This is a genomic window from Nocardia sp. XZ_19_385, assembly GCF_015355755.1.
Taxonomy (GTDB): Bacteria; Actinomycetota; Actinomycetes; order Mycobacteriales; family Mycobacteriaceae; genus Nocardia.
The window spans coordinates 906790-924459 of the sequence record NZ_JACVEE010000001.1 but is presented as its reverse complement, the minus strand read 5'-3'; the positions used below and the strand labels follow the sequence as shown (position 1 = coordinate 924459).

At 67.9% G+C, this 17670-nt stretch carries 14 protein-coding genes; 9 read left to right on the top strand and 5 right to left on the bottom strand.

Features of this window, described 5'->3' with window-relative positions:
- The first annotated feature begins 1 nt into the window (after position 1).
- From IBX22_RS04235 to IBX22_RS04210, 6 genes are all read left to right on the top strand, one after another.
- Positions 2 to 2353, top strand: coding sequence for a hypothetical protein (locus tag IBX22_RS04235; RefSeq protein ID WP_228538182.1), 2352 nt, complete (start codon positions 2 to 4; stop codon positions 2351 to 2353).
- A 40-nt stretch (positions 2354 to 2393) separates the two neighbouring features.
- Positions 2394 to 2675, top strand: a complete 282-nt coding sequence (locus tag IBX22_RS04230; RefSeq protein ID WP_309234417.1) for a transposase — start codon at positions 2394 to 2396, stop codon at positions 2673 to 2675.
- Between the two features lie 13 nt (positions 2676 to 2688).
- Complete coding sequence (locus tag IBX22_RS04225; RefSeq protein ID WP_194814053.1) at positions 2689 to 4347, top strand: peptidoglycan DD-metalloendopeptidase family protein; 1659 nt, start codon at positions 2689 to 2691, stop codon at positions 4345 to 4347.
- Positions 4348 to 4499: 152 nt separating this feature from the next.
- Positions 4500 to 5141 (top strand): hypothetical protein, encoded by a 642-nt coding sequence (locus tag IBX22_RS37270; RefSeq protein ID WP_228538181.1) that lies wholly within the window; start codon positions 4500 to 4502, stop codon positions 5139 to 5141.
- A 56-nt stretch (positions 5142 to 5197) separates the two neighbouring features.
- Positions 5198 to 7024, top strand: a complete 1827-nt coding sequence (locus IBX22_RS04215; RefSeq protein ID WP_194814052.1) for a type IV secretory system conjugative DNA transfer family protein — start codon at positions 5198 to 5200, stop codon at positions 7022 to 7024.
- A 73-nt stretch (positions 7025 to 7097) separates the two neighbouring features.
- A complete protein-coding gene (locus tag IBX22_RS04210; RefSeq protein ID WP_228538180.1) occupies positions 7098 to 7484 on the top strand; it encodes a DUF4913 domain-containing protein in 387 nt (128 codons plus the stop codon).
- Between the two features lie 63 nt (positions 7485 to 7547).
- On the opposite strand, the gene IBX22_RS04205 is transcribed toward IBX22_RS04210, so the two are convergent.
- The 3 genes from IBX22_RS04205 to IBX22_RS38470 all read right to left on the bottom strand — a co-directional run bounded on the left by IBX22_RS04205 (position 7548) and on the right by IBX22_RS38470 (position 10929).
- Complete coding sequence (locus IBX22_RS04205; protein WP_194814051.1) at positions 7548 to 8102, bottom strand: hypothetical protein; 555 nt, start codon at positions 8100 to 8102, stop codon at positions 7548 to 7550.
- A gap of 425 nt (positions 8103 to 8527) precedes the next feature.
- Positions 8528 to 9394, bottom strand: coding sequence for a peptidylprolyl isomerase (locus IBX22_RS04200; protein WP_194814050.1), 867 nt, complete (start codon positions 9392 to 9394; stop codon positions 8528 to 8530).
- Positions 9394 to 10929 carry an RNA-guided endonuclease TnpB family protein gene (locus tag IBX22_RS38470; RefSeq protein ID WP_194814049.1) on the bottom strand — a complete coding sequence of 512 codons (1536 nt, stop codon included), beginning with the start codon at positions 10927 to 10929 and terminating at the stop codon, positions 9394 to 9396. The genes IBX22_RS04200 and IBX22_RS38470 overlap by 1 nt, the downstream gene beginning before the upstream one ends.
- Before the next feature lie 152 nt (positions 10930 to 11081).
- On the opposite strand from IBX22_RS38470, the gene hisS reads away from it, so the two are divergent.
- From hisS to IBX22_RS04180, 3 genes are all read left to right on the top strand, one after another.
- Positions 11082 to 12347: a histidine--tRNA ligase gene (gene hisS / locus IBX22_RS04190; RefSeq protein WP_194814048.1), complete on the top strand. Its 1266-nt coding sequence runs from the start codon at positions 11082 to 11084 to the stop codon at positions 12345 to 12347.
- Positions 12348 to 12718: 371 nt separating this feature from the next.
- Positions 12719 to 13366: a hypothetical protein gene (locus IBX22_RS04185; protein WP_194814047.1), complete on the top strand. Its 648-nt coding sequence runs from the start codon at positions 12719 to 12721 to the stop codon at positions 13364 to 13366.
- Between the two features lie 221 nt (positions 13367 to 13587).
- Entirely contained in the window at positions 13588 to 14601 is a 1014-nt protein-coding gene (locus IBX22_RS04180) for a malate dehydrogenase (protein WP_194814046.1), read from the top strand.
- 39 nt (positions 14602 to 14640) lie between these two features.
- On the opposite strand, the gene IBX22_RS04175 is transcribed toward IBX22_RS04180, so the two are convergent.
- Positions 14641 to 15723: a 2-oxoacid:ferredoxin oxidoreductase subunit beta gene (locus tag IBX22_RS04175; protein ID WP_194814045.1), complete on the bottom strand. Its 1083-nt coding sequence runs from the start codon at positions 15721 to 15723 to the stop codon at positions 14641 to 14643.
- Positions 15720 to 17660 carry a 2-oxoacid:acceptor oxidoreductase subunit alpha gene (locus IBX22_RS04170; RefSeq protein ID WP_194814044.1) on the bottom strand — a complete coding sequence of 647 codons (1941 nt, stop codon included), beginning with the start codon at positions 17658 to 17660 and terminating at the stop codon, positions 15720 to 15722. The genes IBX22_RS04175 and IBX22_RS04170 overlap by 4 nt, the downstream gene beginning before the upstream one ends.
- Positions 17661 to 17670 lie beyond the last annotated feature (10 nt).

Sequence of the window (17670 nt, the reverse complement as noted above, 5' to 3'; positions counted from 1 at the left end):
CATGGACCACGACGACGATCTGCGCGGCCCCGGCACCGAGCCGGGGGGTTCGACCACGGCCGAGTCGACCACGTCCGGGCGCGACGAGGCTCCGGCCCGCCGCAAGCACCGCGACGAGGAGTGGACGTTGTTGCCCGCAGGGGACCGGCCCGGCCAAGCCGAGGGGCCGCGGGTGCGGCAGCGCTCGGGGATCGAGGAGATGCCCGACCGTAGGCCGCCGCGCGAGGCCGAGCCCGCCGGGCCCGGTCCGGATCGTCGTCGAACGGCCGAGGAACTGGCCGAGCGGGAGCGCCGGGCGGCGCGCGAGACCGGGGAGCGCCGGCCGCGTCCGGATGCCGCGCGGCCGCGCACCGACCGCCCCCAAACCGAGAAGCCCCGTGTACCAAGGGGTTCCGCGGGTCGGGCGGATACCGGGAAGCCGTCCCGGGACTCCGCGACGCCGCGTCCGACGCGCGGCGAACGGGCCACGCGGGTGGAGCAGGCGGGGCGCGCGGAGCAAGCGGCTCGGCACGCCAAGGCCCGGGTCGAGCCGCAGTCCCGCAAGGACAAGAAGGCGCCCCGCGCGCCGAAGGTCGATTACGCCGCCGACCGCGCCATGGGCACGCCCTATATGGACAAGGCGGCCCTGCGCGCGAAAGCCAAGGCGGACCGGCGAACCAAGCAGGGCCCGGCGCTGCTCGACGACGCCACTCGCGCCCGGCTGGAAGCTGTCAGCCGGGAAGGCAACGGTCTGCGCGCCGCCTGGGCCGCCTTCCGGGTGCGCACCGACGACATCCGGCGCCGCAACTACCTCGCCCGCGCCGAGCAGGTCATCGTCGACGGGTTCGACCGCAGCACAGCGCAACTCACCGACCGCGGCTTCGCCGGCGCGGGCGGCGGCCGGATGAACGTGGTCGGCCGCCCGGTCGAATACCGCGCCACCACAGCGCAAGTCGCGGGCCTGTGGCCCTGGTCGGTGGGCGCGGGCGCGCCGCTGATCGGCACCCCGCTCGGCTCGCACCTGCACACCGGCGCCCCGGTCTGCTTCGACCCGATGAACTGGTTCCTGCGCGGCAGCTTCATCACCGCGCCGAGCCTTTTCGTGCTGGGACTCAACGGTTTCGGCAAGTCCTCGCTGGTGCGCCGGATCGTGCTCGGCGGCATCGCGCAGGGCATCACCCCGCTGATCCTGGCCGATGTGAAGCCCGACTACCGCAAGATGGTGGAACTGGTCGGCGGTCAGGTCATCGACCTGGGTTACGGCCACGGCAAACTGAACCCGCTGGCCGCGGGCGTGCTCGGCTCGGTGGTGCCGATGCTGGACGAGTTCCCGCCGCTGCAACTGCAAGTGCTGCAAGACCTCCGGGCCCGCCAGGTCACCTTGATCGCCGGTCTGGTCGAGCTGGTGCGCGGCGCGCGCGTACGCGACTACGAGGAAACCCTCATCGCCACCGCGCTGCGCGTCCTCTATCAGCCGGGCAGCGGCTACACCCCGGATCAGCCGCCGATCATGGAGAACCTGCTCGACGTGATCGTCGCGGGAGGTGACGAACTCCGGCTCGACGCCGGCGCCGACGATGTCGACGAATACAACAACGCGATCAAGGGCCTGCGCCGCTCGCTGCGCGCGCTCACCCAGGGCCCGTTCGGGGCCATCTTCAACGGCCAGACCTCGGTGCCGATCGACACCAGCGCCGTCGCTGTCTGCATCGACGTCTCGCACATCCCGACCGGCGACAAGAAGCTCAAAGCCGCTGTGATGCTGGCCTGCTGGGCCGACGGGTTCGCCTCGGTCGAAGCCGCGCACGTGCTGTCGGACGCGGATCTCGGCCCGCAGCGCTACTTCCAGGTGGTGATGGACGAGCTGTGGCAGGTACTCGGGCTCGGTGACTTCATGGTCGACCGCGTCGACGAGCTGACCCGGCTGCAGCGCGGCATCGCCACCTCGCTGATCATGATCAGCCACACCATCAAGGACCTGCAGGCCCTGGGCTCCGAAGCCGCCATCGCCAAGGCGCTGGGCTTCCTGGAACGCGCCCGCGCCAAGATCTTCGGCGCGCTACCGGGCGAAGAGGTCAAGCGCCTGGACAGCATCGTGCCGTTCACCTCCGCCGAAACCGAGATGGTGACCGGCTGGTCCGCGCCGCAGGCGCTGACCGGTGAGGCGCTCAAGCCCGGCCAGCAGCGGCCCTCGCCGCCCGGCACCGGCAAGTTCCTCATCAAGATCGGCGAAGACCGCCGCCCCGGTATTCCGTTCCATATGGAGTTCACCTTGTCCGAGCGGGAGAGTGGCATCCACGACACCAACTCGCGCTTCAGTGAGTTCACCGAATCCACTGCGCGCGGGACGGATTCGCCGGGGAGCGCGGCATGAGAAGGACGCAATTATGATGCCGCACAGGTCGTATCGGAGAGTGTCGCCGGAAGTGCGCAAGGCCGCCGTCGAGCAGGTCATCGCGCTCACCGGCAAGCTCCGCAGCGAATCGGAAGCCTGCCGTGTGGTGGCCGAGCAGATCGGCGTCCACACCAACTCGGTGCGCAACTGGGTCCGCGCCACCGAGGGGCCGGGCCTCGATCGCCTGGACGCGACCGCCCTGCGCCGCAAAGTAGCGCTCCTGCAACAACAACTGGCCGCCGCCGCGGAAATGAACCGCACCCTGGCAGACACCCTCAACGAAGCCCGCCGCCGAACGTGAAACGCGGCCTGCGATGAACGCCAAAGGCATCCTGTGGTTCGCCATGGGCATTGTGGTGGGGTTGATCGCCCTGGTGCTGGTAGTCGTGCTGCCCTCGGTCGAGGATCCCTGTGAGGGTTCCGCCGTGCTGGGCACCTCACAGACCGCACTGCCGCCGCTGGGTGGCTGGGCGCCCGGCGATCCCCGCGCCGGTGCGACCGCCCCGCCCGATCCCGGTGCGACACAGACGAATCCGACCGTGACCGGCACGCCGTCGCTGGCCGCCGGCATCGGGCCGATCAATCGGACGCTGCCCCTGGCCACGGGCACCTTCACGGTCTCCGACACCTACGGCTCGCGCGGCGGCGACCACAAGGGCGTCGACATGGCGGCCACCGACGGCACCCCGATCTTCTCGGTGTCCGACGGGAAAGTCGTTGCGGCGGGCCCGGCTTCGGGCTTCGGCAACTGGATCGTGGTCGACTCCATCGACACCAACGGGCGCGGCTACTCCGCGGTGTACGGGCACATGTGGGACAACGGTGTGCTGGTGCGCGTCGGCGACACCGTGGCCGCCGGTCAGCAGATCGGCCTGGTCGGTTCGGCCGGCGAATCCAGCGGCCCGCACCTGCATTTCGAGATCGTGCCCGGCGGCCGGTTCACCGGCGGCCGCCACATCGACCCGCTGCCCTGGCTGGACGGCGCGCCGACCCCGGATCTCGGTGGCGCGCAATGGTATTCGAACGACCCGCGGTGCAGCCGCGGCTTCGGCACCCAGGGCGGCCTGCTCGCCGACGGGAAGGTGCCCGAGGAGCTCGAGATCTGGTATCGCCGCGCGGGTTCGCTGTGCCCGGAGGTCACCCCCTCGCTGCTGGCCGCACAGGCCAAGCAGGAGTCCGGGTTCCGGCGCGGCCTCACCTCACCGGCGGGCGCGCAGGGTCTGGCGCAGTTCCTGCCCGGCACCGCCGCCTCCACCAATCCCGACGACGGGCAGCCGTATGTGATCGACGCCGACGGCAACGGCGTGGCCAGCGTGTGGGACGACGGTGACGCCATCATCGGCCAGGGCCGCTACATGTGCGCCATCGCCGGGAAGGTCAGCGAGTGGATCTCCCAGGGGCGGGTGCAGGGCGACCTCACCGCACTCACCTTGGCCGCCTACAACGCCGGTGAGGGCGCGGTGCTCGCCTCCGGCGGTATGCCGAATCAGTATGCGGCGCATATCTCCGAGACCCAGCCCTACGTCCGCAACATCCTCGCGATGGAGCCGCAGTACCGGTCGCCCGGTTCGCAAGGCCGCTTCACCCCGGAGGAGGGCGCGGGCGGCGCGCAGATCGTGGAGGCCGCGCACGACTGGCTCGGCACGCCCTACGTCTGGGGCGCGGGGGGTCCGCAGGGACCCAGCAGTGGCGGACTCGACGGTCCGGGACTCACCGCCGCGGCGGTCTTCGCGGCGTCCTCCGGGACCGTCACCCTGGCCCGCACCGTCGAACAACAGTGGGAGGCAGGCGCCGAAGTGTCGATGCGCAAAATCCAGCCCGGCGATCTGGTGTTCAGCTCGTTCGGACCGCGCGGGCCCGCCGAGGTCGGAATCTATTCCGGCAACGGCACGATGATCCAGGCCGTGCCCGGCGCCGCCGGAGTCAGCGAGGTGCCGGTGCCCGGCGACGCGCGCGCCAGGAGGGTGCTGTGAAACACGCCGGGCCGCGAGTTGGGCACGGACCCGCACAGTGCCGGTCCGGACGGTTAGCCTGGAAGTACAGGAGTTCTGTGTCCGGTAATCCGATCGCAACTGACCCCTTCGAGCGACCTGGCAAGCAGTCGCAAGCGGCGAGACTGGTGGTGATGCTGGTGGTGAGCGTGGCGGTGCTCGGCGCGGGCTGCTCGCGCGACGACGGCGCGAATTCCGGTGCGTCCCAGTCGGCTACGTCCACCACACGGTTGCTCGAGGTTGTCCCCGCGCCGGATCCGGTCACCCCCGACGGTGTCGCGGTCACGGCGCTGCGGGAGATCTTCACCTGGCGCCCCGCCGGTGAAGCCCCGGGCGCCTCCCTGGAACGGGCGCGGAAATGGCTGGGCCCCAGCCTGATCCGCGTACTCGACGCGCAACCGGCGCTGACCACCGCCGAGACGACCGCGCCCAGCACGACCCGGGCGACGGGTGTCGGTCCCTTCGCGACCACCGCGGCGCCGACAACCAGCGCCGCGCCGACGACGACCACCGTGCCCGTCCCGATCGAAACCGCGCCGAAAGTGACGCTGCAGTGGGCGGACTGGGCTCGGGCGAAAGCCGTCGTCGAGGCCTTCACCTTCGCGTCGGGGGAGAAGCCGCCCACCGGCGTCGACCCGGACACCGAGCAGTACAAGATCGGCATCGAACAGACCGTGGTCTACCCGAACGGGCGCAAGGAAGCGCTGCCGCCCAGCACCGTGATCGCCACGGTGGTGCGCACGCCCGCGGGCTGGCGGCTCGACGCATACCGCTGACACACAACACGTTTCGGCACCGAGCGTCTTGGCAGAAAGGATCGAGGAGGCAGGACATGGCTAAAAAGAAGAAGGTGACAGACCCGGCGGCGGTCGGTCCCGATCCCGCCCTCATCCTCATCTACATCGGCTTGTCGATGCTGGGCGTGCTGTGGGTCGCGCTGCATCTCGGCAACGCGCTCGCGGTGGTCCGGCAGGACATACCGGTCAACCCGATCGCCATCGTGGCCGAACTGGTCCGCGGGCAACTGACCTGGCCCAAACCCTCCACGGTCATCGTGCTGCTGGTCGCGGCGCTGCTCGTCACCTTCGTGCTGGTGCGCAAGCGGATGGCCAAGAAACAGACCAAAGGCAAACTGCCCGTGGACGACAAGGCCGGCTACATGGGCAGCGGTGGCGCCATCGCCGCGCTCACCGAAGCCGGCGTGCGGGAGAAGGCCGAGCAGCTCGGCATGAAGCTGGGCTACAAAGACGCACCCGGGGTGCCCATCGGGATCAGCGTCGCCGACGGCACCATGCTCTACGGCTCCTACGAGGACCTGCATCTCGACATCTGGGGTCCGCGCCAGGGCAAGTCGACCTCCCGGGTGATCCCGGCGATCCTGTCCGCCATCGGCCCGGTGCTCACCACCTCCAACAAGCGGGACGTGGTCGACGCGACCCGCGACGTGCGCGAGGCGAAAGGCAGCCCCACCTATGTCTTCGACCCGCAGGGGGTCGCCGACGAGGACCCCACCTGGTACTGGAATCCCCTGGACTGGGTGGACGCGCGCCGGGCGGGCTGTGAGATGCGCGCACAGCGACTGGCCGGCCATTTCGCCGATGCCGACAACGGTTCCGACGCCCCGTCCCAAGACGCCTTCTTCGACCTGGAGGCCGAAGATCTGCTGGCGGCGCTGTTCCTGGCCGCGGCGGTAGCGCGCCGGCCCATCGTGCAGGTGTGGGATTGGGTCACCAACCCCGGTGACACCGAACCCGTCGAGCTGCTGCGCGGGGCCAGCCACGACTACACGGCCTCCGGTCTGGCCATGCAGTACAACGCCGATCCCCGCACGCGCAGCGGCATTTTCGGCACCGCGAAGAAGATGATTCGCTGCCTGCAGCTGTCCAACGTGCACCCGTGGGTGCTGCCCGGCGATGACCGCCGCCAGTTCGACGAGCTGGAGTTCGTGGAACGCAACGGCACCCTCTACAGCCTCTCCCTGGAAGGTCGCGGCTCGGCCGCCCCGCTGGTCAGCGCGCTCACCGAAGCGGTGGTCGACGTGGCCATGCGCAAGGCGTCGCGCTCGCCCGGCGGCCGCCTGCCCATCCCGTTGCTCGCGGTGCTCGACGAGGCCGCGAACGTGGTGCGCTGGAAGGACCTGCCGAAGCAGTACAGCCACTTCGGTTCTCGCGGCATCGTCGTGATGACGGTGTTGCAGTCCTGGGCGCAGGGTGCGCGCTGCTGGGGTGACGCGGGCATGCTCGCGCTGTGGTCGGCGGCCAACATCAAGGTGCTCGGCAGCGGCGTCGACGATATGAACTTCCTGCGCGACCGTTCCGAAGCCATCGGCGAGTACGAATCGATCTCTTCCTCGGTCTCGGAATCCAAAGGCGGCAAGAGTTATTCGCGTTCACTCGGTGCGTCGAAGACGTTCACCGTGCACGGACTCACCACCCTGCCCAAGGGGCGCGCGATCGTGTTCACCTCCGGCCAGCCGGCCGTCCTGGTTCGCACGGTTCCGTGGTGGGAAGGCGACTACGCTAACGAGATCAAGGCGTCGATCGCGCAGCATGATCCGACCCGCAAGACCACGATTTCCGACTTGATCGGCTCGCCCAAGCTGACCAAAGTCGTTCCGCCTCGAGACTCCGGGCAAGTAGAGGAGGTTCGGCCCCTGTGATTGAGCGAAGCGAAAGCACCGAAAACGCAGCACCGTCGGGCAGCGCGAAGCCGAGCGTCAGCGAGGCGCAGCGATGACCGAACAGCAGCAACAACCGATGATCTACACCAATGTCGTGGAGTTCGTCGAAAACTATCTGAGCCTGGTCTACCGGCGTCAGGTCACCGACATCAGCGAGACGGTGTGGTGTCCGGAGTGGTGGAAGCATGCCGAGGCGGTGGCGCGGCTGGACGCGCTGTGGCGCAGCTGGGAGCACTTCCGGCTGGAACCCAGTACCGGACTGAGCATCTGGTTCCTCGACCACGCGGACCCGCACATGACCAAGCTGTTCGATCCGCGCGGGCCGTTCAAGTACTGCAGCGTCCGCAACGGTCACAAGGACATGCTGAGCCCGTTACCCCTGAAGTCTCCGGCGCAGGGCATGTTCGGCGATCCGACCATCGGCGATTTCCGCATGTAATCGTTTGCCGCACAAAGTAAAACGCCCGCTGCGAGCAGCGGGCGTTTGCTTTCGGCGGGGGAGCTACTGCCGGACGCGTTCCAGGCCGCGGGCTTCGACTTCCCGGCCCCGCGACGCGACGGCGCGGGCTTCCTCGTTGCGCTTGCGGACGGCCTCTTCGGGCGGCTGCGCCTGCCCTACTTCGATGAGCATCCGTACCGCGGCCAGTTCCGGCGCCACCCCCAGGCGGGAGAGGTGGGCCGCGATGGCCTGGCGGCGTTCCTGGGAGTCGTAACGGACGAGTGGTTGCTTGGCCGCGCTCGCGGTAGCCGCCATGCGCGTGGCTTCGGCTTGCGCGGAGAATCGGTCCTTCTCCAGCGAAATACCCTTGGCCGGTACGGCTTTCTCGACCATGCGCGCGAGCTCTACGTTGCGCGGGTCCTTCGCCTTGGAGTCGCGGGCCTCGCGGATCTGGAGCTCCCGGGCCTCTTTGATCCGGGCCTCGGTGACCTTGACGCGAGCTTCGGCTTCTTTCTGACCACGCTCGCGGGTACGCAGCGCGACAAGGGTCGCAAGCTGCAACATAGTCCTCATCATGGCCGCGGTCTCCCGGCCGATGTCGTCCAGTTCCTCGGACATGGCTGCTCCCCGATGCTGCAGTGATCACTATGGATGTTGTGGTGCTTCGTCCGGACATCGCCACGCGAACTGTAGCCCGTTGGACAATGCCCCGCCTGCAAACGTGGACACCCAGAGGACTCGTGTCGCGGCTTCCCTAAGGGGATCGCCCATCTGATTTAGGGATGGCTACGCTACGTGTACTCCTTGGTTCGAGATTACCCGAGAACCGCCGGCACCAACCGCTTGGACGTGCCGGATCCAGCATATATCGCACAATTCCGTCATGCATCGGGAAGTTCAGGAGGAAATCAGGTTTAAGGGTCCCCTAACCGGATGATTAGGTGTGCCTTGCCTTTTGGCGATCTACCTGGGGATACGACACGGGCCCGGTACCTGTGCGGTACCGGGCCCGAAGTCAATGCCTCTGATCGGAGTGTTGCCGATCAGTTGTCGAGCTGCACCGACTGGATCTCCACCGGCGTGAGCGGCTTGCCGTCACCGGGGCCGTTCGCGTCGTCGCTGCCGCCCGCGGCGATCTTGTCCAGGGTGGCCAGGCTGTTCTCGTCCACCGATCCGAAGATCGTGTACTGCGGCGGCAACTGCGAGTCGCCGTAGACGACGAAGAACTGGCTGCCGTTGGTACCCGGGCCGGCGTTGGCCATGGCGAGCACGCCGCGCTTGTAGTCGACCGGCATCTGCGCGCTCGGATCCTCGGCGGCGTACTGATCGGTCGGGTACTCGTTGGCGAACTGGTAACCGGGACCGCCCATTCCGGTACCCGTCGGGTCACCGCACTGCAGCACCTTCAGGCCCTCGCCGGTGGTCATCCGGTGGCAGGAGGTGCCGTCGAAGTACTTCTGCTTGGCCAAGCTGACGAAACTGTTGACCGTGCACGGCGACTCGGCGTTGTTCAGCGTCAGCCCGATCGGGCCCACGCTGGTATCCATGCTCATGCTGATCTTGGCGTTGGGTCCCGTGGTGGGCACCTCCGCCTTCTCCGGTTTGGTCGCCGGCTTGTCGGCCGGCTTCGCGCTGTCGGAGTAGGTGCAGGTGACCAGATCCGCCTTGGGCTTCGCGGCCGGCGGCGCGGCCGCGGTCAGCGAGGCATCCGGCTGAGCCGTGTCGTCCTTCTTGTCATCACCCTTGGTCAGGAAATACACGCCGGTGGCGGCCGCTACCGCGACGACCACGCCGAGTACCGATCCGGCGATGGTCAGTTGCTTGCGCCTGCGCGCCCTGTCGGCACGGTTGGCCAGCTGGCGCTCGAGCTTGCGTTTAGCCGCCGCTCGTCGCTGTTCGTTGGTCGGCACTACCACGTTCCTCCCGTTTTCCGTTCCGTTCGGGGTAAGAGTGTGCCATCCCCACCTGGCAGCATGTCGTGGGAACACCTGAGAGTTCTCAGACACCGTCCTTCTCGGACGTCCTCGGCTCGCCCGGCAGGCGCCGAATGAGTGTCGGTTTCCGCTTCTACCAGGCTGGTTTCACCCACATCGGTGTGTGGGCCAGAGCCGTCCTGTCCACGAACATTTTTTACCGGGGCTCGCGCTTCGGGCTCCCGGACCTGAATTCGGTGATGTCGCTCGCCCCAGGCAGCGAGGTTTACAGCGGCATTGAGATCACGGTCCAGGCGATGCCCGCACCTACAGGAGTACACCCGGTCCGCCAATGTCAGTTTCTCGTTGATATCCCCGCAGGCCGAACACCGCCGACTGGAGGCGAACCACCGATCAGCAGTCGCGATCTGACCGCCACGCCACTGTTGCTTGTAGGTGACCTGGCGAGCGAACTCGCCCCATCCGGCGTCGCTGATCGCACGGGCGAGGTGGTGGTTGCGCGCCATTCCCGCAATGTTCAGGTTCTCGAGGACGAGCCGGTCGTGGGTATTGACCAGTGCGTTCGAGACCTGGTGCAGAAAATGGGTGCGGATATTGCGGACACGATGATGATGTCGCGCCAGCCGTGCAATGGCTCTTGCACGCCGAGCTGATCCTTTCTGCTTGCGCGTCACGTCGCGGGCGCGGCGTCGCTGCACCCGCATCCCTGTGCTCAATGGTCTCGGGGTTTCAGTGACGCGGGCGACTTCCGTCCCGTCACTGGAAGCGGCGACCAGGAGCGCCGACAGGCCTCGATCCACCCCTACCCACCCCGTGTTGTCGCTGTCATCGCGGACCGGGTGACGGCGGGCGGGATGCAGATCCGAGGACTCACAAGCTAGCGACACCCACCAGCGACCCCCCTGTTCCGACACCGTCGCGGACAGGATCCGCGCTCGATCCTTACGCAACAATCGCCGCAGTGATCGAGTGTTCTCGCGGACCCGTATTCGGCCGATGCCCGGCAGGCGTATCGACCGTGGAATACCTCGGTCGCCAACGCGGATAGGTGGGCGCTTAGCGGGAACGTGCTTGTTTCGGAAGCGAAATGACGGGGCGGATACGGCTTTCTTCTTGAACTGCGGAAATCCGACCGCTCGGCCGGCCCGCTTTCCCGTCCGCGCATCCGACCACCCCGCAAGGCCCCGTCCGAGATCGACTGCCGCTTCCTCGAACACTTGCGCTGATACCTCGTGGCGCCAGACCAGGCCGACGGCCACGACCGCGGCTGTCCCAGCTGGGTCGACAATGAATACTCGGCCGGCCTCAGCCGACCGCTTCCAGTTGTTGAACTCGTTGATCAAGTCGAATCGTGTCCAGGGCACTCGGGCCGTAGGGTCGATCTTGCGGGCATCGAGCGCGGCTTTGACGGTGGCCAAGCTGTGGTTGTAAGCGAACCGAGCTGCCCCGGCGTGCCGAGACATAGATTTTCGCTGCTCGACCGTCGGATCGAGGCAGTACCGGAACGCCATGTGTCGCGCCACAACCCGCAGCATTCCACTAGCCACCGACAGGTCCTGGTGTCCTGGCAAAACATTCCTGGACGACATCTCGGACTTCTCGAAGAACGCGCCCGGGCAAACCGGTTGGACTTCGGTGGGCGCGGTGGTGGAAACTTGCCACCGTGACCAAGACCAGCAGCTTCTCCGCCCCGAAGGGGGTTCCGGATTACGTGCCACCCGGTTCGGCCGAGTTCGTCGCGGTGCGCGACGGCCTCATCCGGGCCGCCCGACTGGCCGGATACGGGCATATCGAGCTGCCGATCTTCGAGGACACCGGGCTGTTCGCGCGCGGGGTCGGGGAGTCCACGGATGTGGTCAGCAAGGAGATGTACACCTTCGCCGATCGGGGCGATCGCAGTGTGACGCTGCGGCCCGAGGGCACCGCCGGTGTGATGCGGGCGGTTATCGAGCACGGGCTCGATCGGGGGCAGTTGCCGGTGAAGCTCGTCTACTCGGGTCCGTTCTTCCGCTACGAGCGGCCGCAGGCGGGGCGCTACCGGCAGTTGCAGCAGGTCGGTGTGGAAGCTATCGGTGTCGACGATCCGGCGCTGGACGCCGAAGTGATCGCGATCGCCGACGCGGGCTACCGCGGGCTCGGACTGGACGGTTTCCGCCTGGAGCTCACCTCGCTCGGCGACGACACCTGCCGTCCGCAGTATCGGGAGCTGCTGCAGGAGTTCCTGTTCAAACTGCCGCTCGACGAGGAGACCCGCCGCCGCGCCGAGCTCAACCCGCTGCGCGTGCTCGACGACAAGCGCCCGGCCGTGCGCGAGATGACCGCGGACGCGCCCCTGATGATCGATCACCTCTCCGAGTCCGCGAAGGCGCACTTCGATCAGGTCCTCGGCTATCTCGACGCGCTCGGCGTGCAGTACGTGGTGAACCCGCGCATGGTCCGCGGCCTGGACTACTACACGAAGACCACCTTCGAGTTCGTGCACGACGGGCTGGGCGCGCAGTCCGGCATCGGCGGCGGTGGCCGATACGACGGTCTGATGGCCCAGCTCGGCGGGCAGCCGCTGTCCGGCATCGGCTTCGGTCTCGGCGTCGACCGCACGGTGCTCGCGTTGCAGGCCGAAGGGAAGTCGGCGGGCGATCCGGCACGGTGCGAGGTATTCGGTGTGCCCATGGGGGACGCCGCCAAGCAGCGCCTCGTGGTCGTCGCCGCGCAACTGCGGGCGGCGGGCGTGCGGGTCGACCTCGCCTACGGTGGGCGCGGCGTCAAGGGAGCCATGAAGGCCGCCGACAAGTCCGGTGCGAGGTACACCCTCGTGCTCGGTGATCGTGACCTCGCCGAGGGCACCATCGGCGTGAAGGACATGTCGACCGGTGATCAGCGGCAGGTGCCCTTGGATCAGGTCATCGACGTCGTGCGCGCGGAGTTGTAAAATCGAACCGTCACGCGAGTGATGTTGGGGGGTGGGACGCCGTGTCAGCGACGCCCCACCCGGTGGGTTAAATACGGGTCCACATCCAACGGACCAGCAAGATTGCCCCGGCGACGACGGCTCCTGTAATCACGATCAGGCCGTAATCGACCGGGGCTTCTTGCATTCTCCGGCGATGCTTTGCCATACCCACCACCTCCCTCCTGGGCGCGGTGTTTGGGACCAGGCCCACCGCCCCTCGGCTGGAGGTGGGCCCACCCTACGTCGGCCTGCCGACAGGAATCGTTGAATCCCAGGTGATTCCGTGCCCCCTGCGCGGTACCGTGTCTGCGCGCCATGGGTGCGGTGGTGTCGCGGAGAGGGTTCGGGTAGTGGAGAGCAATTCTGGGCAGCCGGAGGGGGATTCGCCGATCGGCCTCGATCTGGTCGCTCCGGAGGTGTATGCGCCGATGCTGCGCAGGCTCGCATTGGCCGCCACGGGCATCGGGGTGGGTGCCGCACTGCTGGCGGCCACGGTGGCCAGCTGGCCGGTCGCGCTCGCTATCGGGCTGGTCGTCGGGGCGCCCACGGTCGGTTACGCGTTGGCTTCCAGGCGGCGGCGGATGTGGCTGACCGGCACCACGATTCACGCGCAGCGGATCCTGAGCGCGCGGCAGATCGAGGTGGCGGCGGCCAATGGTGTCGAGTTACTGGTGTTTCCGGGGCGGTTGAGCCGAATCGTCCTGCGCGTCACCACAGGACCGGACACCCAGATCATCCCGCTGGCCATGTACACCGACGCGGGCAGTGGCCGCGAACTCCACCTGCTCGGCCTGCGCAAGCTCGCCGATGCCCTCGCCGCGAGCCAATTGGCCGCTGCCGTAGCCGTTTCCGCGGTCCTGGTGCAGCAGTTGCGGGCCGAAGCCCGGGACGCGGGCCTAGGGGAGCGGCCGCTCTATCGCGCGGTGCAGCTGGCCCGGGGCAAGGATCTCGTCTCGCCGATCGTGCTGTCGGATCGCGAAGTCGCCGAGCTCACTTGAAACATCGGGTGCGGGTACGCATGGAGTGCGTGTTTGCATGCACTGCAAACACGCACGGAATGCCGATCTCGGCCGGGATCGGACCGACTGTGAGTCTGCCACCGTCACTGCTCTGAGGGAGTGACCAACGCCAACTGTTCCGTAGCTCACGCCTAGCTTTCACCGGCGGTGAGTCTCGATAGGCTGACGAGCGAGTGTCCTTCTATCGCAAGGAGTTCGTCGTGAGCAGCGCTGCCGCCCGGAAAACGCCCGTGACCGTCGCCGTGACCGGTGGCGCCGGACAGATAGCCTACGGTCTGCTGTTCCGGATCGCGTCCGGCGCGATGCTCGGCCCGGATACCCCGGTGCGGCTGCGGCTGTTGGAGATTCCGGCGGCGGTCGCCTCCCTCGAGGGCGTGGCGATGGAGCTCGACGACGGAGCTTTCCCGCTGCTGGAGTCCATCGATATCAGCGACGATCCGTGGATCGGCTTCGACGGCGCGAACGTCGCCGTGCTGGTCGGCGCGCGGCCCAGAACGGCGGGTATGGAGCGGGCGGATCTGCTCGCCGCCAATGGCCCGATCTTCACCGAGCAGGGGCAGGCGATCAACGCCAGCGCCGCCGACGATGTGAAGGTGCTGGTGGTCGGCAACCCCGCCAACACCAACGCGTTCATCGCCATGAGCAACGCGCCGGACGTGCCGGCGGAGCGCTTCACCGCGCTGACCCGGCTCGACCACAACCGCGCGCTCGCGCAGTTGGCCAAGAAATCCGGCCGGCCCGCGGCCGAGATCGAGCGAGTCGCGATCTGGGGCAATCACTCCGCCACGCAGTACCCGGACATCACGCACGCCACCATCGGCGGCCGGCCCGCCCTCGACCTGATCGATGACCAGACCTGGGTCCGCGAGGATTTCATTCCGACCGTGCAGCAGCGCGGCACCGCCATCATCCAGGCACGCGGCGCTTCCTCGGCGGCGAGCGCGGCCAGCGCGGCGCTCGACCACATCCACGACTGGGTCCTCGGCACCCCGGAGGGGGATTGGACCTCGATGGCGGTGCCCTCGGACGGTTCCTATGGCGTCCCCGCGGGCTTGATCAGCTCCTTCCCGGTGATCTGCGCCGACGGCACCTACCGGATCGTCGAAGACCTCGACATCGACGACTTCTCCCGCGCCCGCATCGACGCCAGCACTGCCGAGCTGGCGGCCGAACGCGACGCCGTCATCGACCTGGGATTCGCCAAACGCGACTGACATACCTGCACGGGCCGGTTGAACAACTCGCGTCGCGGATTACGCTCCGACAGTCCAGGTCTCGGTACCGGTGAGCAGGGACTGCAGCGAGTCGGGGCCGACAGGCTTGCGTTCGCGGGCCGCCGCTCCCTGGGCGCGGACACCATCGTCGTAGGTCGGCCGGGTGACCGCGCGGAAGACACCGGTGACGACGTGGCCCAGATCCTGGTCCGACAGGCGCGACAGGGCGTAGGCGTATTCCGGGTTGTCGTTGTAGGGGTCGTGCACGACGATCTCGGATTCCTCGACGTCCGCGGTCCGCGCCACGGCGAGCGCGAATCCCGCTCGGACCACGGCGAATTCACCGTCGGCGCCGAAGCGGATGGGCTGTCCGTCGTGCAGCGGGATCAGCCGGGATTCGGCGTCGCCTTTGCGCAGCACATCGAAGGATCCGTCGTTGTAGATGGGGCAGTCCTGCAGGATCTCCACGAACGAGGTGCCGCGGTGTTCGGCGGCGGCCCGCAGGACTTCGGTCAGCCCCGCCCGATCGGAGTCCAAAGCCCGTGCGGCGAAGGAGGCTTCGGCGCCGAGGGCGACCGACAGGGTGTTGAACGGGTGGTCCACCGAACCCATCGGCGTCGACTTGGTGACCTTGCCCGGTTCCGAGGTCGGCGAATACTGGCCCTTGGTGAGGCCGTAGATCCGGTTGTTGAACAGCAGAATCGTCATGTTCACGTTGCGGCGCAACGCGTGGATGAGGTGATTGCCGCCGATCGAGAGGGCATCACCGTCGCCGGTCACCACCCACACCGAGAGATCCGGGCGGGTCACCGCGAGCCCGGTGGCGATGGCGGGGGCGCGGCCGTGGATGGAGTGGATGCCGTAGGCGTCGAGGTAGTACGGGAAGCGGCTGGAGCAGCCGATCCCGGAGACGAACATCAGGTTCTCCCGGCGCAAGCCGAGTTCGGCGAGGAAACCGCGGACGGTCGCCAGAATGACGTAGTCACCACAGCCGGGGCACCAGCGCACCTCCTGATCGGAAGTGAAGTCCTTGACCTTCTGCGGGCCGTCGGCGGCGGGCACACCGGACAAGCCGGTGAGCCCCAGATCGGTGCCGACAAGCGAGGTTTCGGTAATAGTCATGCGTTACCCCCGGTCGCGATATACGTGGCGCGCGCTCGCGCGGTGAACGCCTTGTCGTGTTCCATGTCTTCGATCGACCCGTCCAGCGCGGCATCGATGACGCCGACGAGTTCCTGCGCGGAAAACGCGGTGCCCGCGATCTTGGTCCACGGCCGCACGTCCACCAGATACTTCCCGCGCAGCAGCAGTGCCAGCTGGCCGCCGTTCATCTCCGGCGCGACCACGGTCCGGTAGCGCCGCAGCACCTCACCGAGGTTGGGCGGCAACGGATTCAGATGCCGCAGATGGGCTTGCGCCACCGGCACCCCACGCCGCCGGGCGCGCCGGCACGCCTCACCGATCGGTCCGTAGGAGCTGCCCCAGCCGATGAGCAGCAGTTCGGCACGCCCGTCCGGATCGTCGACTTCGAGGTCGGGCACCGTGATCCCGTCGATCTTGGCCTGCCGCAACCGCACCATGAGTTCGTGATTGGCCGGTTCGTAGGAGATGTTGCCGCTGCCGTCGGCCTTCTCCAGCCCGCCGATCCGGTGCGCGAGGCCTTTGGTGCCGGGCACCGCCAGCGGGCGGGCCAGGGTTTCCGGGTCGCGCGCGTAGGGCTGGAAATCTTCGGAACCTTCCGGTGTGAACCCCGGATCGATCGGTTCCAGCGACCCGACTTCCGGAATCGACCACGGCTCAGAGCCGTTCGCGATCGAGCCGTCGGACAGCAGCAGCACCGGCGTGCGGTAGGTGAGCGCGATCCGGGCCGCCGCCACCGCGGTCGCGAAACAGTCGGCGGGGGAGCGCGGCGCGAGCACCGCGACCGGGGATTCACCGTTGCGGCCGTAGAGCGCCTGCAACAGATCCGCCTGCTCGGTCTTGGTCGGCAGACCCGTGGAGGGCCCGCCGCGCTGGACGTCGACGATCACCAGCGGCAGCTCCGTCATCACCGCGAGCCCGATCGTTTCGCTCTTCAGCGCGAGCCCGGGCCCGGAGGTGGAGGTGACGCCCAGCGCCCCGCCGAGCGAAGCACCCAGTGCCGCACCGATTCCGGCGATCTCGTCCTCGGCCTGGAAGGTGGTCACACCGAAGTTCTTGTGCTTGCTCAGCTCATGCAGGATGTCGGAAGCGGGGGTGATCGGATAGGTGCCGAGGAACACCTCCAGCCCGGACAGCTGACCCGCCGTCACCAATCCGTAGGCGAGCGCGGTATTTCCGGTGATCTGCCGGTAGGTGCCCGGCGGTAGCGTCGCGGGCGCGATCCGATAGGTGGTGGCGAATGCCTCGGTGGTCTCGCCGTAGTTCCAGCCCGCCCGGAACGCCAGCACGTTCGCCTCGGCGATCTCCGGTTTCGACCCGAACTTCTCCCGCAGGAACCGCTCGGTGCCGCCGATCGGCCGCCCATACATCCAGGACAGCAGGCCGAGGGCGAACATGTTCTTCGCGCGCTGCCCGTCCTTCTTGCCGACGCCGGCGGATTCGGTGGCGCCCATGGTCAGCGAGGTCATCGGCACCCGGTGCACCACGAAATCGGTGAGCGTGCCGTCGTCGAGCGGATCGGCGGGATAGCCGACCTTGGACAGGTTGCGCTTGCTGAACTCGTCGGTGTTCACGATCACCGTCGCGCCACGCGGCAGATCCTCCAGATTCGCCTTCAGCGCAGCCGGATTCATCGCAACGAGAACATCAGGCTGATCGCCCGCGGTGAGGATGTCGTAGTCGGCGATCTGGATCTGGAACGACGACACACCGGGCAGCGTGCCCTGGGGTGCGCGGATCTCGGCGGGGAAATTGGGCTGGGTGGCGAGGTCGTTGCCGAATGCGGCGGCCTCATGGGTGAATCGGTCGCCGGTGAGCTGCATGCCGTCACCGGAGTCACCGGCGAACCGGATCACAACCTTTTCCAATTTCGTTGCGGCGGCATCGCTTTGGTCCGCCGGGTGGGTCCACTGCGCCATCGGCCTGCGT